The sequence below is a fragment of the Acinetobacter sp. NigerLNRRAM0016 genome, assembly GCF_054112845.1.
In genome coordinates, this window is the sequence record NZ_JBSYVT010000001.1 from 41,475 (window position 1) to 63,502 (window position 22,028).

21 protein-coding genes are annotated in these 22,028 nt (G+C 43.0%); 10 read left to right on the plus strand and 11 right to left on the minus strand.

The window, feature by feature from the left end; all coding sequences use genetic code 11:
* Nucleotides 1-23: 23 nt before the first annotated feature.
* The 4 genes from ACWQ4X_RS00215 to ACWQ4X_RS00230 all read right to left on the minus strand — a co-directional run bounded on the left by ACWQ4X_RS00215 (nt 24) and on the right by ACWQ4X_RS00230 (nt 2,982).
* Complete coding sequence (locus tag ACWQ4X_RS00215) at nt 24-473, minus strand: ammonium transporter (RefSeq protein ID WP_142769559.1); 450 nt, start codon at nt 471-473, stop codon at nt 24-26.
* 112 nt (nt 474-585) lie between these two features.
* Entirely contained in the window at nt 586-1,587 is a 1,002-nt protein-coding gene (locus ACWQ4X_RS00220) for a PIN domain-containing protein (RefSeq protein WP_457902300.1), read from the minus strand.
* Nucleotides 1,588-1,609: 22 nt separating this feature from the next.
* Nucleotides 1,610-2,602 carry a hypothetical protein gene (locus tag ACWQ4X_RS00225; protein WP_457902301.1) on the minus strand — a complete coding sequence of 331 codons (993 nt, stop codon included), beginning with the start codon at nt 2,600-2,602 and terminating at the stop codon, nt 1,610-1,612.
* A gap of 134 nt (nt 2,603-2,736) precedes the next feature.
* Complete coding sequence (locus ACWQ4X_RS00230) at nt 2,737-2,982, minus strand: SlyX family protein (RefSeq protein ID WP_100240547.1); 246 nt, start codon at nt 2,980-2,982, stop codon at nt 2,737-2,739.
* Nucleotides 2,983-3,015: 33 nt separating this feature from the next.
* On the opposite strand from ACWQ4X_RS00230, the gene ACWQ4X_RS00235 reads away from it, so the two are divergent.
* Complete coding sequence (locus ACWQ4X_RS00235; protein WP_142769561.1) at nt 3,016-4,926, plus strand: ATP-binding cassette domain-containing protein; 1,911 nt, start codon at nt 3,016-3,018, stop codon at nt 4,924-4,926.
* A gap of 101 nt (nt 4,927-5,027) precedes the next feature.
* Here ACWQ4X_RS00235 and ACWQ4X_RS00240 read toward each other — a convergent pair whose 3' ends face one another.
* Nucleotides 5,028-5,999 (minus strand): acyltransferase family protein, encoded by a 972-nt coding sequence (locus tag ACWQ4X_RS00240; protein ID WP_457902302.1) that lies wholly within the window; start codon nt 5,997-5,999, stop codon nt 5,028-5,030.
* A gap of 201 nt (nt 6,000-6,200) precedes the next feature.
* On the opposite strand from ACWQ4X_RS00240, the gene lpxL reads away from it, so the two are divergent.
* Together lpxL and ACWQ4X_RS00250 are read left to right on the plus strand one after the other, a co-directional pair.
* Nucleotides 6,201-7,136, plus strand: a complete 936-nt coding sequence (gene lpxL / locus ACWQ4X_RS00245; RefSeq protein WP_457902303.1) for an LpxL/LpxP family Kdo(2)-lipid IV(A) lauroyl/palmitoleoyl acyltransferase — start codon at nt 6,201-6,203, stop codon at nt 7,134-7,136.
* 97 nt (nt 7,137-7,233) lie between these two features.
* Entirely contained in the window at nt 7,234-8,340 is a 1,107-nt protein-coding gene (locus ACWQ4X_RS00250) for a glycosyltransferase family 4 protein (RefSeq protein WP_457902304.1), read from the plus strand.
* Nucleotides 8,341-8,638: 298 nt separating this feature from the next.
* On the opposite strand, the gene ACWQ4X_RS00255 is transcribed toward ACWQ4X_RS00250, so the two are convergent.
* A complete protein-coding gene (locus ACWQ4X_RS00255) occupies nt 8,639-9,757 on the minus strand; it encodes an endonuclease/exonuclease/phosphatase family protein (protein ID WP_457902305.1) in 1,119 nt (372 codons plus the stop codon).
* Between the two features lie 190 nt (nt 9,758-9,947).
* Here ACWQ4X_RS00255 and asd point away from each other — a divergent pair, with 190 nt between their 5' ends.
* The 5 genes from asd to truA all read left to right on the plus strand — a co-directional run bounded on the left by asd (nt 9,948) and on the right by truA (nt 15,876).
* On the plus strand, nt 9,948-11,066 hold the full coding sequence (asd, locus tag ACWQ4X_RS00260) for an aspartate-semialdehyde dehydrogenase (protein ID WP_100240541.1): 1,119 nt from the start codon (nt 9,948-9,950) through the stop codon (nt 11,064-11,066).
* 142 nt (nt 11,067-11,208) lie between these two features.
* Nucleotides 11,209-12,654 carry a FimV/HubP-related protein gene (locus ACWQ4X_RS00265; RefSeq protein WP_457902306.1) on the plus strand — a complete coding sequence of 482 codons (1,446 nt, stop codon included), beginning with the start codon at nt 11,209-11,211 and terminating at the stop codon, nt 12,652-12,654.
* A 68-nt stretch (nt 12,655-12,722) separates the two neighbouring features.
* The gene (locus ACWQ4X_RS00270; RefSeq protein ID WP_457902307.1) at nt 12,723-14,042 is read left to right on the plus strand and encodes a hypothetical protein; all 1,320 of its coding nucleotides are present in this window, start codon (nt 12,723-12,725) and stop codon (nt 14,040-14,042) included.
* 46 nt (nt 14,043-14,088) lie between these two features.
* Entirely contained in the window at nt 14,089-15,060 is a 972-nt protein-coding gene (locus ACWQ4X_RS00275; protein WP_457902465.1) for an asparaginase domain-containing protein, read from the plus strand.
* Nucleotides 15,061-15,078: 18 nt separating this feature from the next.
* Entirely contained in the window at nt 15,079-15,876 is a 798-nt protein-coding gene (gene truA / locus ACWQ4X_RS00280; protein ID WP_457902308.1) for a tRNA pseudouridine(38-40) synthase TruA, read from the plus strand.
* 66 nt (nt 15,877-15,942) lie between these two features.
* On the opposite strand, the gene ACWQ4X_RS00285 is transcribed toward truA, so the two are convergent.
* Nucleotides 15,943-16,950, minus strand: a complete 1,008-nt coding sequence (locus ACWQ4X_RS00285; RefSeq protein WP_100240537.1) for an AraC family transcriptional regulator — start codon at nt 16,948-16,950, stop codon at nt 15,943-15,945.
* Between the two features lie 229 nt (nt 16,951-17,179).
* On the opposite strand from ACWQ4X_RS00285, the gene infA reads away from it, so the two are divergent.
* Together infA and ACWQ4X_RS00295 are read left to right on the plus strand one after the other, a co-directional pair.
* The gene (infA, locus tag ACWQ4X_RS00290) at nt 17,180-17,401 is read left to right on the plus strand and encodes a translation initiation factor IF-1 (protein ID WP_001284370.1); all 222 of its coding nucleotides are present in this window, start codon (nt 17,180-17,182) and stop codon (nt 17,399-17,401) included.
* 140 nt (nt 17,402-17,541) lie between these two features.
* Nucleotides 17,542-17,934, plus strand: coding sequence for a hypothetical protein (locus ACWQ4X_RS00295; protein WP_457902309.1), 393 nt, complete (start codon nt 17,542-17,544; stop codon nt 17,932-17,934).
* 62 nt (nt 17,935-17,996) lie between these two features.
* Here ACWQ4X_RS00295 and leuB read toward each other — a convergent pair whose 3' ends face one another.
* The 4 genes from leuB to leuC all read right to left on the minus strand — a co-directional run bounded on the left by leuB (nt 17,997) and on the right by leuC (nt 21,873).
* Nucleotides 17,997-19,076, minus strand: coding sequence for a 3-isopropylmalate dehydrogenase (gene leuB / locus ACWQ4X_RS00300; protein WP_100240535.1), 1,080 nt, complete (start codon nt 19,074-19,076; stop codon nt 17,997-17,999).
* 42 nt (nt 19,077-19,118) lie between these two features.
* The gene (locus ACWQ4X_RS00305) at nt 19,119-19,682 is read right to left on the minus strand and encodes a hypothetical protein (RefSeq protein WP_457902310.1); all 564 of its coding nucleotides are present in this window, start codon (nt 19,680-19,682) and stop codon (nt 19,119-19,121) included.
* 100 nt (nt 19,683-19,782) lie between these two features.
* On the minus strand, nt 19,783-20,433 hold the full coding sequence (gene leuD / locus ACWQ4X_RS00310; protein ID WP_100240533.1) for a 3-isopropylmalate dehydratase small subunit: 651 nt from the start codon (nt 20,431-20,433) through the stop codon (nt 19,783-19,785).
* A gap of 21 nt (nt 20,434-20,454) precedes the next feature.
* Nucleotides 20,455-21,873, minus strand: coding sequence for a 3-isopropylmalate dehydratase large subunit (gene leuC, locus ACWQ4X_RS00315; protein WP_457902311.1), 1,419 nt, complete (start codon nt 21,871-21,873; stop codon nt 20,455-20,457).
* Nucleotides 21,874-22,028 lie beyond the last annotated feature (155 nt).

The following is a 22,028-nucleotide window of genomic DNA, read 5'->3' on the forward strand; positions in this document are numbered from 1 at the left end:
TCCTATTTCAGTGAATCTAAAAATTAAAGCTCAGCCAAAGAATGTAAATATGCTTTGATGTCTTCTAATTGGGTTGCTCTTAAATCAGCTTCTTCGTCCCAATAGGTTCCTACACAGTTTGCCTGCATATCAATAGCATAAATGCCCTTTAATGCAATGGGAAAATTATTAAATTTTTCATCACCATGCACCAGCTTAAGCTGCTGTTCTTCAACACGGGCGCGCATTAGCGGCAAACGTGCATCGGGAATCAGGACACTGTAATACGCCACCATACTGGCACGATCTGAAGATGCCTTGGGAATTTTGGTCCAGTCAGGCGCAGCCACCAAGCGTGGGTGTAAACCCATTTTACGTGCTTTCTCGCGCATTAAGCCCAAAGCCTTTTCACGCGGACTGACGCGGAGACCAAAAATTGATCCCAGCACAAAAACCACAATGATAACAGCAACCCAAATTCCAGTATGTTCCATAAAAAAACCTTTTTTATCTTTTATTAGAGTTGCATAAGCACAATATAAAACGCAAGCATCGCTAAAAAGAAAAATAAATTGGATTCTACTATTTCTATGAAATGTAGAAAGTTTATGATGCTATTTCAGAGTTTAGTTGTTCATTTATTATTGGTTGAACCAATGGTTGTGTGATACAGCTATCCTCTAAACTGGACCATGCCAATATAAGAGCATCATTATAAATCAATTTATTATTTTCATTTTTAACAAGATTTTGTTTTATTAGAATATTCATAAAATCTTGCGTTGCCTGTTGATTATTCAATCTTAAGACAGATTGTATAGAGTTTAATAAACTATTTGCTTTTGCAGGTTTACTCTTCATAATTTTGCTTAAGTAATTGCTGTATATTTTTATCCTTTGTAAATGTGGCTTAGTTTGTATTTCCTGAATTTTTGGTAATTCTACTACTAATTTTTCTGTCTCTCTTTTCTCTTGAAACTTTAAAGCTTCCTTCATTCGCGCCAATTCATAGCTGACATTTTGGTCCTTAATTTTGATAAATTGATATTCTTTCAATTGTTCAATCAAATGCTTGATGTTTATCGCTTTTCCTTTCAACCATGACTTTAGTGCATTGTTTAATGAATTAAATTGCTTAGGTTGATTTTTTATCAATAATTGAATTGCTAGAATAAGTGGCTTGAATTCATTTTTATTTGGGTCAATTGATTCTAAAGAAGATTTTATATTTTTTATTGGCATAAGCTCTTTTTTTAGTTGCCGAGCTTGAAACCCCATAATCTTAAGTAAATCAACAATATATTCAAATTTCTTATCATTAGACATAACATCAAATTCAATATCAACTTGATCCATTTGAATCGATAGCTGCCCTGCAAGAAAAGCTAATCCAAAATCCGCTGCATCAGGTCCTGCTTTCGGCATTTTAATTAAAACCAAACGCTTATTCGTGATAAATTCTGATAGCCTTTGTAAACCATCTAAACTTATTACAATAGGCGACTTCGCATAAACTAAATATACAAAAGCATAAGTCTTCAATAGCTGTAAAATTTCATTTTCTGTTTTATGCAAATTCTCTATATCTAATAACAGTATTTTTTTCATGCTTCCCCTCATATAAATTTTTCTAATTCAAGAACATTTCATGACTATATAGAACTTCATGCCCATTCCAGTAAATATATCCCTTTTCGATCAATTCTTTGAGCAGCAAACGGATATCGGCTTTGGGAAACATTTGTTCTAATAAATCACGTAAGGCATAAATGTCTTTGGGCTTATCATTTTTCAATTCACGCAGTTTTTTCGCCACTTCCAACTGTACAGGGTCTATTTTCCCGAAATCCTTAAACAAAGGATCTTGTACTGGTTGTTCCGCTGTAGTCGGAGCTTCTTGTTCTGCGGAAGCCTGTAATTGTTGCACTGCTTGATCTAAATTGGTCGACGTTACTAATTCAGCCTGATCTTGTTCCTGATGCAATTGCGCCCACTGTTTTAATACTTTCTTACGAAAATTAATCTGCTCATCATAACGTTTGACAATTTTCAGATTAATCAGCATGCCCACCAAGTGCTGTGCTTTTTCTGGCACCACTTGCAAAATATTCATTACCGAGTTTTTTAAGGAGTCTACGGTATTGGGTTTACCCGACATCTTTGCCAAAGCTTCACAATACTGTTTCACTTGCTGCAAATAGGGTTTACTTTGAATCACAGCCAGACTTGGGATTTTGTATTTCGGTTTGCTGGCGTCGCTCGTGTCTTGAATTTGAATCAAACTGCAACTCAAAGCAGAACCGCGCATTAAATCAATTAACAGTGAACTGCTTTTTGTCGCCGAAATCACTTCGACATGCGTTTCAGGTTCGAGCAAGGTCATTAACTGTCCGACCAAGACCGCATACTCAAATTCTTTTTCTTTGGCTTCGACGGTTTCTAAAATCACCACTTGCCCACTGCTAACCCACGTTGCAAATTCAGTGAGATCTTCCAGCGTATAGGCAAACTGACCTGTGCAGTTAAACAGATATAAAGTGGGATAATGCTGCACGAGATCGCGTAACATCTTTGCCGTTGGCATATTATTTTCTAGATCGAACAAAACCGCTTTAACAGACATAAACACACAGTCATGAGAGATGAGCAAAGAGGGTGCATTAGAACGGGAAGCGGGAAAAAGGTCAAGCCTTGCCCCGTGTTCCCAGATTTGAAATGAAGCGAATTCAAGCACCTCATTTCAATCTACAAATAAGATTAATAATGGGGTGGTATATTGGTTAAAGGATCAAAAACTTCAATACCTTCCGATAAATCAGCCGATTCCACACGTTGATACAACAACTGCATTTGTTTTTTTAAATCAGCAATTTCGACATTTTGGCGTGCTACCTGATCATTCAACTGATCAACTAAATCATCCAAAAATGCAATTCGGACTTGCAAATCTTCAATGGGTGCGGAAAATGACGCCTGATTATCAAGATTTTGTTGTTTAGTCATTTAAAGTCCTCATTTGAGATTTCAGGAAACATTATGGCCTATATTACTTTAAGGGATGTCCAACTTGCATTTGGTGGACCTGCCCTGCTCGACGGCGCGAATTTTAACCTAGAACGTGGCGAACGAGTGTGTTTGATTGGCCGTAATGGTGAAGGTAAGTCGACACTACTTAAACTGATTGAAGGTAGCTTACTCCCAGACTCGGGTGAAGTTTCCATTCAAAATGGCTTAACCGTATCTATGCTGGCGCAAGACGTTCCAATGGATTCAGGCAAAGTTGCCGACATCGTTGCCGATGGTGCAGGCGAAGCAGCGACTGTACTGAAAGCATATCACGAAGCGAGCGATGCCTGCACCCTAGGTGACATGGAAGCTTGCGACCGCATGGGCAACTTACAACACAAATTAGATCTGCTCGATGGCTGGGCTTTGGAAAATAAAGTCAATGCCATTTTAAGCAAGATGGGACTGGATCCGAATGCCGATTTAGCCGATTTATCGGGTGGTCGTAAGCGTCGCGTGCTGTTGGCACGTGCCTTACTGACCCAACCTGATGTGTTACTGCTGGATGAGCCAACCAACCATTTGGATGTAGAAAGTATTGAATGGTTAGAAAAATTCCTACTCGATCAAAACAATCTGACCCTACTGTTTATTTCGCATGACCGTTCGTTCGTAGACAGCATTGCAACACGTATTGTTGAGCTAGATCGTGGTGTTTTACGCAGCTATGAAGGCAACTATTCGCGCTATCTCGATTTAAAAGCGCAGCAAATGGAAGCTGAAGAAAAGCAAAATGCCTTGTTTGATAAAAAATTAGCGGAAGAAGAAGCTTGGATTCGCCAAGGTATTAAAGCACGTCGTACCCGTAACGAAGGTCGTGTTCGTGCGCTCAAAGCTTTACGTGAAGAATCCAAAGCCCGCCGCTTCCAACAAGGCAAAGTCAGCATGGCCACCCAAGATGCCAATCGTTCTGGCAAATTGGTGTTTGATATTGAGCATCTCAGTGTTTCGTATGATGGCAAACCGCTGATCAAAGATTTTTCTGCCTTGGTGATGCGTGGCGACCGTATTGGTTTGGTCGGTGACAACGGTGTCGGCAAAACCACGTTGATTAAAGCCATTTTGGGTGAAATTGAACATGGCGGTTCGGTCAAGACTGGTACGCAGCTTGAGGTTGCTTATTTTGACCAACTCCGTAATGCATTAGACCTCGAAAAAACCGTGATGGCGAACGTGTCCGAAGGCTCTGACTTCGTTGATGTCAATGGGAATCGTCGTCATATCTATAGCTATTTACAAGACTTTTTATTCTCACCAGAACGCGCACGTACGCCTGTCAAAGCCTTATCAGGTGGTGAACGAAATCGTATCTTATTGGCAAAACTATTACTGAAACCATCTAACCTCATCGTCATGGATGAGCCAACCAACGATTTGGATATGGTGACGCTGGAACTGCTCGAAGAAATGTTGTCAGACTACAAAGGCACTTTACTGTTGATCTCACATGACCGCGCCTTTATGGACAACGTAGTGACTTCAACGTGGGTGTTTGATGGTAAAGGCAATATTGATGAATACATTGGCGGTTATCAAGATTACCTCGAACAACGTCCAGATCAGAAAGTGGTTGATCAGAAAAGTGATGTGAAAAAGGCACAAGCCAAAGCTGAGGCGGCTGCCGCAGCAGCAACGCCTGCACCGAAAAAAGTGAAACTTAGCTATAAAGATCAACGTGAACTGGATAGCTTACCTGCAGAAATTGAGGCACTAGAAGCTGAACAAACTCAACTTTCAGAGAAGTTGGCTGATGGTTCTTGGTTTGTGACCGATGCAGGTGCTGCAACTCAAGCTTCACAGCGTTTGGCTGAAATTGAAGAATTATTACTGGAAAAGCTTGAACGTTGGGATGAACTAGAAAATCTTAGCAAAGGCAATTAATTTAGCCGAGCTTGAATCCTCAAATGTCTGAACAGGCATTTGAGGATCTTTTAATCATCAATAAGTTAGAACACCTTATCTTTTAAAGCATCTTTATCTTGTTATTTTTGCCAAAGTTTACTGGTCGGTTTGACCAACCATAACGACAGCTGTCGCAAGATCCGATCAAATAGGCTTTGGCGCAACACCCAACAAGTGATGATCGAAAGTAAAATACATACTGCGATTTTAATGCCAGCCGAAACATCTAACGGTATCCAATGTGCCAACCAAATCACCACAAAGCCATGCAGCAAATAAACAGGCAGTGTATTTTGTCCCAATAGCGTAAAGCGTGATCCCAGACCTTGAAATAATGCCAAAAGGGTTAAAACGCCCCAACCCGACAGCAACAAACAAGCCAATCGCGTCAAACTTCCCTGCCATACATCCTCTTTAAGTTGGGCATAGCTCAAACTGCCGTACCACCAAAATTGACTGAGCTGGGTCGAATACAGAATCAGCATGATCAAAACTAGACTGAGTCCACCCCAGATTGCAGCATGTTTCTGTTGTTGCAGCCTCGTCAATCCGGTATGTCCATAACGACATCCCAGCACGAAGAAAGGCAAGAATACCCCGATACGCCCAATCGAATAGGTATAATTATTCCACGGTGACAAACCTACTCCGAACGCAACCAAAACCGCCCACAACAGCACCCATCGACTACGATAAAACACATGCATGAACAGCGTCCACGCCATCATTCCCATGAGATACCACATCAGCCAATAAGGTCGTGCAAACAGGTTAAATCGCCATTGCCCCGTCATCAGGTAATCTGAAATGAGGTACAGCAATTGAAAGGGAATAAACAATGCGATAAAAAAGACGATGTTTTTTAGCCAGTTTTTATCTTTATACAACATGCCTGAAATAAAAATAAAAGCAGGCATATGCATGGCATAAATAGTTTCCAGCAATAAATGACTGCTCGGTTGTGACCAGCCGATCATTCGCTCCAGAAAATGCCCCAGCACTACCAGAAAAATTAGACCCGCTTTGGCGGTATCCAGTGCGTCATTTCTCATGTATAGGTACAACTAAATCAAAGTTTTATCCATTTATTCTAGCACTGAGATCATTCATTCAATGCGTACTTAGCATTTTAAATCTCGCTCATTCACTCTAACACCTTCGCGCTACATTCACGCACCTACAGCCGAACAGTGTCCAATCATTTCCGCTTCATGTTACACTCAAGGCTTTCTTTTCTATGCTTTTCATCATTTATGAGCAACAAGCCAGACTATCAACCCGGTGAATTTCAATGGTCATTTGTCCATCCTAAATATTGGGGAATTTGGCTCGGCATCGTGTTCTTAATGATACTGGCGATACTGCCGTGGGCGATTCAACACCGTTTAGCCACGTTTCTGGGAAATGTTGCTTTTAATAAATTGAAATCACGTCGTAAGACTACCGTTCGCAATTTAGAGGTGTGCTTCCCTGAATGGAGTCCAGAACAAGTTCAGGACAATGCCCATCAGGTGTTTGTCGATCAAATGCTCGGGGTTTTTGAAACCCTGAATGCATGGTACTGCCCACAATGGTTTAAAAACCGCGTCACCATTGAAGGCTTGGAACATATTCAAACTGCACAAGCTGCAGGTAAAGGCGTGCTCCTGCTCGGTACTCATTCTACCCTATTAGATGCTGGTGGCTATTTATGTGCCCAATATTTTGAACCTGATGTGGTCTATCGTCCGCAGAACAATCCATTGCTAGACATGCTGATTTATCGCTGTCGTGCCACGATTTATGCCAATCAAATTGACCATGATGACATGCGTGGTCTGATTCGCAATTTAAAAAATGGGCACGCCATCTGGTATAGCCCAGATCAAGACTTTGGCTTAAAGCAAGGCGTGATGGCACCTTTTTTTGGCGTGCCTGCCGCGACGGTGACAGCCCATCGACGTTTGCTCAAAATCTCCAAAGCGGTTGCTGTACCACTGTATTTTTACCGTCATGGCGATGTGAACAATCCGAAATATCACCTGTTGATTGAACCTGCAGTTGAAAACTTGCCTAGCGAAGATGAAGTTGATGATGCAACACGAGTCAATCAAATCATCGAACGCCAGCTGCGGATTGCACCGACACAATACATGTGGTTTCACCGCCGCTTTAAAACCCGCCCTGAAGGCTATGAAAAGATTTACTAATTGGCGAATAACAGGCACGTAATTTCAATTCTTTTACTGCATGCTGTTTTGGTTTTGTAACTTGAACAGCACAACATCTCAAATAAGGATAAATTCAATGAAAGTGATGCAGCTTCTTCCTGAACTGAATAGTGGAGGTGTTGAACGCGGTACTTTAGAAATTGCCAAGGCATTGGTCAGCCAAGGACATGAGTCACTGGTGGTTTCCAATGGCGGGCGTATGGTGGCACAACTTGAAGCCGAAGGTTCCACACATTTAACTCTGCCGATTCATAAAAAATCCCTGTCGAGCTTATGGCAAATCCGTCCGTTACGTCAGCTGATCCAACAGCATCAACCTGACATCGTGCATGTCCGCTCGCGTGTACCTGCGTGGTTAACTCATTTTGCCTTAAAGGGCATTCCTGCTTCACAACGCCCGCATCTGATTAGCACCGTACATGGTTTTTATTCCATCAATCGCTATAGTGCAATTATGACTCAAGCAGAAAAAGTGATTGCGGTGTCGGATAGTGTGGTGCAATACATCACCGATCATTATAAAAATTGTCCGCCACAAGATATTGTGCGTATCTACCGTGGTATTGATCCTAAAGCCTTTCCGCATGGCTATCAGCCTTCGGTACAATGGATTCAACACACCTTAAAAGACTACCCGCAACTCGAACATAAATTTTTGTTGTGTTTACCTGGTCGAATTACGCGGCTGAAAGGGCATGAAACCTTGATTGAATTGATTCAACAATTAAATGAACAATTCCCTTACTTGCATGCCATCGTCGTCGGTGGGGCTGATCCAAAAAAAGCCGCCTATTTAGATGAATTACAACGCAGTATTCAAAGCAAAGGCTTGGAACATCAAATTACCTTTGTCGGACATCGCTCGGATATTCGAGAATGGTTGGCCTATAGTGATGTGGTTTTATCACTCTCCAATCAGGCAGAAACTTTTGGACGCACCGCGCTCGAAGCGTTGTCCGTGGGAACACCTGTGGTGGGCTGGAATCGTGGTGGGGTGGCTGAAATATTATCGACAGTTTATCCGCAAGGTCTGATTCCTGTCGATGATCAAGCTGAATTGATTCGCGTAGTACAACAACATATTGAACATCCTAAACAAATTGCACCCGTGACCCAGTTTAGCTTGCAGGATATGTGTGATCAGACTTTAGCGCTGTATCAGAACGTTTTGAAATCGTCATAATCTTTAAATATTTTTCAGATAGACTAAAACACATAACCCGAGTTCTGCTTCCTGCAAAACTCGGGCATATGAGGTTGTGCTTTCAATCATAATTCTTGTTTTGGTGTTTGGTCATCCTAACCAGCCATCATTTCCGTGATGATTTTCCTTCAGCGTCGTCTTCCTTAGTGGGATATTCCGTTCCCTGTTCCTTGTGCTGATGAAGTAAGAATAAAAGAATTCTTCTGCTTCGACCATTCGTCAGAGACCGAAACTTTTGTAAGCAATTTCGTACACAATTTTTTCTTCAGTTTGCAAACTAATTCTCCTTTTTATAATCCTGCGCTATTTCATCGGTCACTCTTTTCTCTTCTCGTTCTGCTTTTTCAATCCCCTCCTCAATGGCTTGCTGAGCTTCTTGTTCATCGGCATCGGTTTGCTCTAGCTCTTCTTGTTGCTGTTCAAAGACACGCCCCGATTGCAACTCGACATAAATTGGGAAATGATCCGAACCGATATGCGGTAGGCGCTGCATTTGAATCAATGCGAAGTCATTACTATGAAAGACATGATCCAGAGACCATCGTAAAAAAGGGTAATCGGCATGAAAAGTATTTACATAGTGTCGCCCGACTCGCGGGTCCAGCAAACCACTAATGCGCTGAAAGAGACGGGTGGTTCTTGACCATGCCACATCATTCAAATCCCCCATCACAATACAACTTTGATCCTGTTCTTTAATTTGATCCCCGACAATCAACAGTTCTGCATCACGCAGAGTGGAATCTTTGGCTTCGGTCGGACTAGGTGGTTTGGGATGCAAACAGTACAACTGCACAGGCTGCCCCGATGGCAGCAACACCGTGGTGTGAATCGAGGGAATTTCATCACTCAAGATAAATTTGACTTCGGTCTCTTTTAACTGCAAACGGCTGTACAAATGCATGCCGTACAAATTATCCAAGGGAATCGGGACACGATAGGGATAATCTGCTTCAATTACCTGTAAGGCTTGCTGCCAACGCTGATCGGTTTCCAAGGTCAAAATCAGATCGGGCTGAAATTTGGTAATCTGTTCAATGAGTAAATGATGCTGGGTATTGGGCGTGAGCACATTGGAAATCAGCAGGGAGATTTGCCGTTCGGGTTGTAATTGTACCTCGGAAACGGTTTGTACCTGTTTTTTCCACAGAAAGGTATAGGGCAAAACCATTTTCAATTGATACGCCAGCGCTGCGATTAAAGCGGTGAGAATCAATTCACGTTGTACATCCCAAGTTGTAGGCCAGAAAATCAAGAACACAAATGCCAGCAGACCCAGTACGAGGATTTGCAAACGAGGAAAATCTGCACCGCGAATCCACCACTCATCACGCGGAATCAAAGACCAAAAAGTTAGCACCACCACCGTGACTGCCAAGACCTCAACCCAAATCATATTGTTTTTCTCAATCGTATGCCGTTTGGTAAAACTAAGTCTGGACTAACTTTATCAATTTTGTATGTATCATAAACAAGTTATTTCGTTCAATTATCGTGATGTTTTACTTATGTAGTGCTTGCAGTTGTGGTCGCTTTTGATACACTCAAACCCCTTTTAATTTTTTAACGCACCGAGGCAAAATGACATGAAAGTAGGTCTGGTCGGTTGGCGCGGGATGGTTGGTTCCGTCCTTATGCAACGTATGGTTGAAGAGAATGACTTTGCTCACTTTGAGCCATTCTATTTTTCTACCAGTAATGCAGGTGGTGAAGCGCCTGCATTTGGTGGTAAGACTGCCCCAGCACTTATGGATGCAACAGACATTAGTAGTCTGAAGCAAATGGATGTCATTATTACCTGTCAAGGTGGTGATTATACTTCTGAAGTCTTTCCAAAGCTGAAAGCTGAAGGCTGGAATGGCTACTGGATTGATGCAGCATCTACCCTGCGTATGGATGATGAAGCGATCATCGTACTTGATCCAGTCAACATGAATGTGATCAAAGACGGCTTAGTCAAAGGCACTAAAACTTTTGTGGGCGGTAACTGTACCGTTTCACTGATGCTCATGGGCTTAGGCGGTCTATTCCAAAACAATTTGGTGGAATGGGCAACCTCAATGACCTATCAAGCCGCTTCTGGTGCAGGCGCGCAAAACATGCGTGAACTGATCACTGGTATGGGTTACTTGTATAACAACACCAAAGAGTTGTTAGATGATCCACGTTCTCCAATTCTAGACATCGACTCTAAAATTGCTGAATTACAACGTGGTGAAGGTTTCCCATCTGCAAACTTTGGCGTGCCTTTAGCGGGCTCTCTGATTCCGTACATTGACAAGCAGCTAGAAAGCGGTCAATCGAAAGAAGAGTGGAAAGGTCAAGTTGAAACCAACAAGATCTTGGGCAACCAGCAAATCGTTCCAATTGATGGTCACTGTGTCCGTATCGGTGCAATGCGTTGTCACTCTCAAGCACTTACGTTAAAACTGAAAAAAGACGTACCGCTGGATGAAATCGAAGATATGTTACGCAATGCCAATCCGTGGGCGAAAGTTGTGCCAAATACACGTGAAGCATCGATGACAGATTTAACGCCTGTTGCGGTTACGGGTACATTGACTGTTCCAGTGGGTCGTTTACGCAAATTAAACATGGGCAAAGAGTACTTAGGTGCTTTCACTGTCGGTGACCAATTACTTTGGGGTGCTGCTGAGCCACTGCGTCGTATGCTGCGTATCCTGATTGATTTTAAAAATGCATAAGCATTTTTAAATTTTCAAACAAAAGCCGATCAATTATGATCGGCTTTTTATGTTACTCGAATGTTATCCATTTACAATTCATCAACATCTCGGTAATGTATAATTCTCTCGTTGCGATATATGACCAGAGTCAAAAACTAAGATGACTGTATATAACAAATTAAAAATTGCTATTCTCGCCATTATTGCATCGCAAAATCTTCATGCGATTAGTATTGATCCGCTACAGATTCAGTCTGCGACTGGGGAACTGCTTTATGCAGAAATTCCGTTTCATCATGCAAAAACCGATGTGCCTGTTCAAGTCAGCTTGGCGACTCCAGAAGAGATCAATACTTTAGGCGTCATCCATCAGCCACCTGGTCATCTTAATTTCTTTTCTCGACAAAACAGTGCTGGCGAAGGTGTGATTACCATTACTTCGTCTCGACCATTGACTGAGTCAGAGCTAAATATTGTGGTTCGCATTCAGGAAGGTAGCGCCGTACATTTGCGACATATTCGAACACCAATGCAACGTACAGCTGCACCAAAACCCATGTTTAGTGCCCAAGCCAATGAGAAAGTGCTCAGCCCGATCATGATTGTCAGTGAAAAAGATATTGCACTGAATTTACCAACCAGTACCCAGTTTCAAGCACCAATCACGACACAACAAAATTCCACCTCTAACAATGCTGCGGATTCACTCAAGATCAAAACTATTCAACCACCCAAATTGGCAAGCGTGGCTGAATCAGCTGATGCGCCTATTGTCGTATCCAGCTTGAATACACCTCCTGCACCAGCAGCAAAAACTCAAGTCACTGAACAAACTGAAAGTAAATCCAACACCCCTGACACAACAATTGCAAAACAGACCACCAACACGCCGAACGCATCCGCTCAACAGTCTGCCGATCCTTTAGTACAGCAATACCAGAAAAACTCAGCAGCAAAGACGGCTGTGACTTCAGCAGCAACTCCAGAAACCACTAAAGTCTCAACTGAAGCAAAACCACAAACGCCAAAGCCAGCCCAAACTGCGCCTGCTTCTGAGCCAAAAAATCCCGCAAGCAATCAGCATGTGGTACAAAATAATGAATCCCTATGGGCCATTGCGCAACGGGTTGCCTCAGAGCAAAACCGCCCAATTGGCGAAGTCATGCAGCAAATTAAAACCCAGAACTCGCATGCGTTTATTCAAGGGGATATCAATCGCCTACGTCGCGGTGTGACTTTAAACCTACAAACCAATACCAATAAACCACAGCAGAAGATCGTTACCCCAGCAGATACGACGGTTAAACAGTCTGGTAAAGCCAAATATCGTCTCAATCAGGCCGAAATGAGTTTAGTTGCCGAAAAGAGCCCTGAAGCGACCAATGGGACGGCAAAACAGCAGACTGAAAATGAACAAATATCAAATGAATTGTCATTAAAAGTTATGACATCTCGGGAAAAAACCGTTAAATTACAGAGAAACGTAACCCAGCTGGAATTGGCACTACGTCAAAAGGACCAGAGAATTCAATTATTAAATGCTCGTCTTGCGCAATTGCAACAACAGTTGAAAGCGCAACAAGCACAGAAAAAGCCAAACAGCTAACGTGTTATAATTTTTTTAATATTAGAATCAGTGTCTTAAGATTACATTTGATTCATAAGGGGTAAAACATGCTGATTTATGTGATTCCGTTTGTATTGTTGTTAGTCGTGGCCATTGTGCTGAAGAAACGTGAAGCAAGTAAAGAGGCCGATCAGGCACCAAAAAAAACAGCTGCTGCAGCACGTACTAAGGCCAAGACACCAGCAAACAAACGTAAAGCCCCTCAAAAAACCCAAGTGATCGAAGATCCTGTTATCGAAAAGAAACAGGAGACTCCACTTAGCAATGAATTACGCACCCAAATTCAGGGGCTTATTCGCGATAGGAACTATTTTGCGGCGGAAGCACAAATCAATCAGGCATTGAATAAAGATAATTCTCAGCATGAGTTATATTTATTACTACTCGACATTCATCTACAACAAAAAGATGAATTTGCAATTAGCCAATTATTCAACCACTTACGCTCACTTGAATTAGAAGATACTCTTATTCAAGCTGAACAGAAAAAAACTGAATACGAGAAAGAAAATCTTTCTTCAGTAGATACTATTGAATTTCAACCGCAAACATCGTCTTCAACAGAAATCGAATCAGCTCCTACACTCAATACTCAAGATTTTGATGCACTAATTAATGATAAACCAACTACATCAAATTCTTTTGATTTATTGCAGGCGGAAACCACTCAACCTGCTGCTGTTGAAGAAAAGCCATTAGAGTTTAAGTCATTTTCACTAAACCCTGAGGCTTTAGAAACAAAGACAGAAGCTACACAAAATGTAGAAGCAGCTCCTCTTAAATTTGATGACCTAGAGCTTAATCCTCAAGCAAAAGACAACGTTGCACCTCAGCCTGAAAACGAACCTCTCGTTACTGAATTGAAAGATCTAGAATTTTCTTTCAATCTAGACCCTGCTCCAACGGTTGAAAGTGCTCCTGAACCTGTAGCGGTGCCTGCTGAAGATACGGTAGAGGATAAACCTGAGTTCAAGTTTTCTTTTAACCTTGAGCAATCTCCTGCTCCGGTAGAAACAACCTCACAGATTGAAGAAGAAGCTGCTGCTCTTCCAGCTCTTTCATTTGATTTAGACTCGCAAGCATCAGACCGCGCAGCAACTCCGAGCATTCCATTTGATAATGCTGAGCCTGCTACATCCGTTACGGCTGTGGCTCAGGAAGAGGCTAATTTAGAAGATCCATTAGTCCAGTCTTTCCCTGAACTTGGGCAAATCAGTGAAACCACACTCGATCTAGATTTAGCCGAGCAATATATCCAGTTCGGTTCTTATGACGCTGCCCGCCAGCTTTTAGCTGTAAATTCGAATAAATTTTCGACGGAGCAGCAACATCGTGCAGAACAGTTACGGAATCAAATAGCATCTTAAAGCATTTCCCTCTACTATAAAGCAGTCATACATGACTGCTTTTTTTATGATGAAAAAAATTGCTTTGATTTATATGGGTGGGACTTTTGGCTGTGTCGGTGAACCACTGAGCCCGATGCCTGCAACAGAATTTCTGCCTCAACTTGAGAAAGTTTTACCACTGGATCTTGCCATTGAATGCATGGTCGCACCTGTCATTAAAGACAGTAGTGCTTGCACACCTGCGGACTGGTTGCAATTGGTCCAATTTATACAACAACTGCAATTACAACAATTCCAACATTTTGTCATTATTCATGGCACAGACACCCTCAGCTATGCCAGTGCAATTCTGTCTAGATTTTTAGGACAATCTGCGCATGTCGTGCTCACGGGCAGTCAATATCCATTACTCAACATTCAGGGGCAGGACACACGCGAATTCACCGATGCCATCGACAACCTGAGTTTTGCACTGCATGCGGTTCATACCCAACCTGTTGGGGTATATCTCGCCTTCCATCAACAACTGTTGCATGGACGCAGTGTGTTAAAACAACACACCACGGAACTAGATGCCTTTGCAGGTGTGGATAGCCAACACGAACTGCCTCAACCGAGTTCAGCATATCTGGTTCAAGCTGAAGATCTGATCAAAGCAGATCAGTTCAATTGTCTGAACTTGATGATGCAGCCGATTGCACTAGATCCTCAATTACAGAATCTACAAACCATCGCACAACGCCCACCCCAGTTCCTGATTTTACAAGGCTTTGGGACGGGCAATCTGGCGGTCAATGCTGCGTGTATAGCACTCTTTCAACAACTCCGCCAACAAGGCTGTATGGTGCTGCTTACAACTCAGGTTTGTTTTGGCAAAACTGACCAGCGCTATGCGATTAGCAGCTGGATTCCGGAAGCAGGCGTGGTGGTGAGTGATTGTATCAGCCATGCTGATTTATATGCCAAAGCACTGTTGATGTATCTAAAACATGATTCGATTGATCAATGCTTTAGCCATTGGCATGACTCGGTTTAATCAAAGGTAAATAAATTTATGCAACGCTTTGCCATTGGCATCGAATTTTCAGGCGCAGCTTATCGTGGTTGGCAAACCCAACAAGCAGGTGTGATTAGCGTACAAGAAACGCTTGAAACTATCCTGAGTAAAATTGCAGCCGAACCGATTGTGCTGCATGGTGCAGGTCGTACCGATGCAGGTGTCCATGCGACCAATATGGTGGCGCATTTCGACACACATGCCATCAGACCGCTACGTGGCTGGTTGATGGGGGCCAATAGCCAACTGCCGAAAGATATTGCCATCCAGTGGATTAAAGAAATGGATCATGAATTTCATGCCCGTTTCAAAGCACAAGCCCGTCGCTATCGCTATGTGGTCTACAATCATCCGCAACGCCCTGCTTTACTGCATAAACAAGTGACTCATGCTCACTATGCTTTAGATGTAGAAAAGATGATTGCTGCGGCAAAGAAATTTGAAGGCACGCATAATTTTGAAAGTTTTCGTGCCGCTGCCTGCCAATCCAATCAGCCTGTACGCCACGTCAGCCATTGCCGCCTCATTCGACATGGAGCTTATTTGGTGCTGGATATTCAAGCCGATGGCTTCTTACACCATATGGTGCGTAATATTATGGGGTGTTTGCTGGAAATCGGACAAGGCATGTATGAGATTGACCAGATTGACCAGATTTTTGCCGCACAGGATCGTAAAGCTGCGGGTGTGACTGCCCCACCTGATGGTCTGTATTTTATTCATGCTGACTATCCAGCGCAGTTCGATTTACCTAAAGTGCCTTTAGGCCCACACTGGTTAAACATGCCTGATTGATTCATGAGTTCTGTTATCCCTAGAATAAAAAAAACCTCCGTACGGAGGTTTTTTATTTGAAATGAATTAACGTTGTTTCCGCTTGCGGTATTCCACGGGAGTTTCATTGGTCCAGCGTTTAAATGCACGATAAAACGTACTCGGCTCGGAAAATCCAGTCAAATATACAATTCGCTCTACACTTTCATTGGTGTTGGCTAAAAGCTTTTTGGCTAAGCGGCAGCGATAATCCGAAAGGATCTGCTGAAAACTGGTATTGGCTTCACTGAGTTGGGTCCGTAAACGACGCGGGGTGATATTTAAATGCGCCGCCACGGTTTCTAAAGTCGTTTCACCACTTTCTAGGGTCGACCCGATTGCACGACGAACCTCACCCACCAAATCATAGCGAGCCAGTTCTTGCAGTTTTTCAATAGCCAGTTGCTCGTGTAACTGCAACAGTTCTGGTTCAGCTTGCCATAGCGGATAAGCCAGAATGGCAGGATCGAAATAAAGCCGTGTTTCCTTTTGACCTAAGCTGACAGGGCATTCAAACACCCGGAAGTATTCATCATCGGGTGCGCCTTGAGAAAAGTTAAAGTCAATATACAAGGGCTGAAAACGCCCTTCCGTAATAAACTTAAAAAAGCGCAAGATGCCTGACATCGCACATTCAGAAAAATGACGATTAATTAAGTTTTCCGCCCAAGGTTGTTCACCATTGGTCAAATAACATCGGTCATCTTCTATCACCAAACGTGCATGAAAAGCATCGCTAATCAGACGCTGATACGCCAAGGCACGCTTTAAACCTTCACCAAAATTTTCACTACTGATAAACAAATGTTCAATCACCTGTCCACGATATAAGGGCAAATGCTCCCCTAAATGCAAACCGATATCAGGGTCCTTACTGACGTCTTCTGCTGCTGTCCAAAACGCAAATTGTGCATTCAATGGGGTACGATCATTGGCCTGAACTTGATTTAAGGCCACCCCTGCTTTTGTTAAAATTTCTTCGGTTGGTAATCCTGAACGACGAATCGCCTGATAGCCCAATCGTAGTACAACCGATGCATCCGTTAGCTGACCCACGCAATGACCTTCCTTGTATGTGATTCATTTATACCTAAAACAATAAATTTAGATTAACTGCGATTGACCAAACTGACAACATCTATAGTCAATTTTTTCTGGAATTTTTTGAAACCACCAGTTCGCTTAATTTACTGCCAGCTAGCACACTCACAGGGGTTTGATTCTTGATTTTTTCTAAAAAATTGACTATAATTTGCCCCTTTCCAATTTGATCATCAGGTAGGCTATGGCCAATAAAGAGGAACTCATTGAGTTCGAAGGCGTTGTCACCGAAACGCTTCCTAATACGATGTTCCGTGTACGTTTAGAAAACGGTCACGAAGTAATTGCCCACATTTCTGGTAAAATGCGTAAACACTATATCCGCATTTTGACTGGCGACAGTGTGAAGGTAGAAATGACCCCTTATGACCTCACTAAAGGTCGTATCACGTACCGTGCACGCTAATTAGTGAATGCAAATGAAGCCACACATGATGTGGCTTTTTTGTTGCCTAAATTTGTCGATTTCACCGCCTATCGTGTTATGAATCACATCCAATAAGGGATGCTTATAATGAAGGGAATGATCAAGCCTAGGATACTCCGATGAAGCTGGTTTATCTCTTTCTGACAAGCAGTTGTCTGTATTTATCTGCATGTGCGACATCACCCTCTTCACATCTGCAACTCGAGCAATACTTGCAAGGCTATGTTGGTCAATCCAGCCAGCGAATTGTGCAAGACTTTGACCTCCGTGCTTTAGGCTATGCGCCTGCTCGCCTGATCAAACACAATCAAGACGTCTTGATCTACAGCATTCCTCGAGCTGTGAATATCCCGATTCCTATTCCGCAAGCACCGAATAGTGCAGGTGAAGCCCCAATTTACATCCCCAGTAACAGCGCGCAACAGTACTCCACCGACTTGTCTTGCACGATTCAGTTTCAGCTCAAAAATGACATCGCAACGGCTGTACAAGTGAGCCAAGGGACGTGTTAAATGTGCGATTTAACCCATAAAAAAACGCAGCTCAGGGCTGCGTTTCTAACATCAAACAAGGATTAGGCAAGTGCCGCAACCACTGCTTGACCCATTTCCACTGTGCCTACTTTATTCATACCTTCAGACATAATATCCGCGGTACGCAAACCTTGATCCAAAACTTGACCCACCGCATCTTCAATCGCCTGTGCAGCAGCTTCCTCACGGAAGGTGTAACGTAACATCATGGCAACTGACAAAATTGTAGCTAATGGATTAGCAAGGTTCTGACCTGCGATGTCTGGCGCCGAACCATGGCATGGCTCATACATGCCTTTACCATTTTCATCTAATGAAGCCGATGGCAACATACCAATCGAACCTGTCAACATTGCCGCTTCGTCAGAAAGGATATCACCGAACAAGTTACCCGTTACAATCACATCAAACTGCTTCGGTGCACGCACCAACTGCATGGCAGCATTGTCGACATACATGTGCGACAAATTAATTTCAGGATATTGCTCTTCTTTTAATGCCGTAACGGTTTGCTTCCAAAGCTCAGTCACTTCGAGTACGTTGGCTTTATCCACCGAACAAACTTTACCACCACGTAAACCTGCCAATTCAAAAGCAACTTTAGCAATGCGCTTAATCTCAGATTCAGCATATACGTCGGTATTGAAACCTTGTTTCTCACCATTTTCGAGTTCACGAATACCACGTGGCTGACCGAAATAGATCCCCCCCGTTAATTCACGCACGATCAAGATATCCAAACCTGCCACGATTTCAGGTTTTAGACTTGAAGCATCTGCCAATTGCGGATACAGAATTGCAGGACGCAAATTCGCGAATAAATTCAATTCACTACGAATCTTTAATAAACCACGTTCAGGACGAATTGAACGTTCAATGGTATCCCACTTAGGACCTCCCACAGCCCCTAATAAAATCGCATCGGCATTTTTCGCCTGCGCTGCTGTCACTGCTGGGTACGGTTCGCCATGTGCATCAATCGCTGCACCGCCTAACAAGCCGTGTTCCCATGTAAGACCTAAATTAAATTTTTCATTGACTCGGTCGAGTACATGTTCAGCCGCCTTGACAATTTCAGGACCAATACCATCACCCGCCAAAATCAAAATTTGTTTAGACATGAGAACTTCCATTATTGCATCAGTACATTGACTGTTTAGAGATTAATTTTTTTGCTCTACAAACTCACCCAACCCCGTTTGCGGGTTATATGGTCTGCAAAAGCGACGAATGGTTTTTTGTTGTTGCTGCAAATCGACACAAAGTGGGTCAGGCACAGATGCATTCAGTAGACTGACATGCTGTCGAGTACGATCCCGATACATTTTAAAGGTGTAAGTCTGCTTGGCTTTAAAGGCATGAATCACATGCAAGGTTTCTGCTCGGTCTGGTGAAATCGGATAAAATCGGATCACCAGTTCCTGCTGCTTTGCAGGTGCAGATAAGTACAATGCATTCGGCTGATTTAGCGTTTTTGCCTGTAAACGGACCAAACCTTTATCAATTGCATCCGCATTCACTCGATGCGTTTTAGCATCCACAATGAAAACTTCACCTAGACGCTCAAACTCACAATTATGCGTTCCAGCACAATAAATTAAAGCATTTGCTGGCGTGTTCTCGGTGTATTCCACCTGCTTGATGCGAGCACTATCCACCCACTGGCACGCGTTGAGGGTACTGAACAATAATCCCGCAATGACACATTGACCGAGAACCTTCGTCATTTTGCTAGCCCAACCTTGCGTAATAAAGCATTGATCATGTTGATTATGCCCCGATGTTAGCAAGAGTTGGGCGGTGTTGTCATGAGTAAATATGCAACCTTTAGCCTTGAATTTCTTGAAAAACCCAAGGACGCGACTGTTTGGTTTTTTCTTCATAGGCACGAATGTCATCTTGCGCCTGTAAAGTTAAACCAATGTCATCCAAACCATTTAACAAACAATGCTTGCGGAACGGATCAATTTCAAATTTGAACGCTTCACCTGATGGGGTACGCACTTCTTGCGCAGCAAGATCAATCGTCAACTGATAGCCTTCATTCGCTGCACATTCTTTAAAAAGTTGATCGACAATCTCTTCAGCCAAAATCACTGGTAACATGCCGTTTTTAAAGCTGTTATTGAAGAAAATGTCCGCATAGCTTGGTGCAATCACAGTACGGAAACCGTATTCTTCCAATGCCCATGGTGCATGTTCACGGCTTGAACCACAACCAAAATTGGCACGAGAAATGAGAACCGAAGCCCCTTGATAACGCGGTTGATTTAACACGAAGTCAGGATTTTTCGGACGTTGTGAATTATCCTGTCCTGGATAGCCTTCGTCTAAATAACGCAACTCATCAAATAAGTTATCGCCAAAACCTGTGCGTTTAATTGATTTCAAAAACTGCTTCGGAATAATTAAATCGGTATCGACATTGGCACGGTCTAATGGTGCAACAATACCTTGTTCAACGGTATAAGCTTTCATTCTTTGCTCCCTTCAACCCAATTAAAATGTACGAACATCGACAAAGTGACCTGCAATTGCCGCTGCTGCTGCCATTGCTGGACTCACCAAGTGCGTGCGACCGCCATTGCCTTGACGACCTTCAAAGTTACGGTTTGAAGTTGAAGCACAGTGTTCACCAGGTTGTAATTTATCGGCATTCATCGCCAAACACATTGAGCAACCTGGTTCACGCCATTCAAAGCCTGCCTCAAGGAACACTTGATCCAAGCCTTCTTCTTCGGCTTGTTTTTTCACTAAGCCCGAACCTGGAACCACCATCGCTTGTTTAATGCTTGCAGCCACTTTGCGACCTTTGATCACTTCTGCCGCGGCACGAATGTCTTCAATACGCGAATTGGTACATGAACCAATAAACACGCGATCCAATTGAATGTCCGCCAATGCCTGACCCGCTTCTAAGCCCATGTAGTTATAGGCACGTGTCCAGTCATTGCGTTGTACATCATCTTTCGCTTCAGCCAAAGTGGGTACTGCTTGAGACACTGGAATCACCATCTCTGGCGAAGTTCCCCAAGACACTTGTGGCTCAATCTCTTCGCCTTGTAATACTACAACAGTATCGAATTCTGCATCGGCATCTGAGTGTAAGGTATTCCAGTACTCAACCGCTGCATCCCATTGCTCCGCTTTCGGTGCATATGGACGATCTTTGACATAAGCAATGGTTTTGTCATCGACTGCAACCATACCGACACGCGCACCCGCTTCAATCGCCATGTTACATACCGTCATACGACCTTCAATCGACATATCACGGAACACTTGACCACCGAATTCAATCGCATGACCTGTGCCGCCCGCAGTGCCGATTTTACCAATTATAGCTAAAACCACGTCTTTTGAAGTTACACCCTGACCCAAAGTGCCATCCACGCGAACCAACATGTTCTTCATTTTCTTTTGAACCAAGCATTGGGTTGCCAATACATGTTCAACTTCAGACGTCCCGATCCCATGTGCCAAACAACCGAAAGCACCATGCGTAGCCGTATGTGAATCACCGCACACCACAGTCATGCCAGGTAAGGTTAAGCCTTGTTCTGGTCCAACCACGTGCGCAATGCCTTGACGGATATCGTTGATTTTGAATTCAACAATATTAAAGGCTTCACAGTTGTCATCCAAGGTTTGTACTTGAATACGTGACGTATCATCTTCAATACCTGCAATACCTTGCTCACGCTCTTTCTTCGAGGTCGGTACGTTATGGTCAGGCGTTGCCACATTGGCACTTAAACGCCAAGGTTGACGTCCTGCAAGCTGTAAACCTTCGAATGCTTGCGGTGAAGTCACTTCATGTAATAAATGACGGTCGATATAGAGCAAGCATGAACCATCATCACGTTGTTTTACTAAGTGGTCATCCCACAATTTGTCATATAAGGTTTTGCCTGCCATGTCGACGCGCTCCATAGAACTGGGTAATTGCTTTACTTTAGGTGATTATAACGCTGAAATAATATAAATCTAATTTATCATTTTTATAAATTTAAGAACTTTTTGGAATAGTTTAATATCAAAACTTAAATCGAATTATTCGATCATTTTTAAAA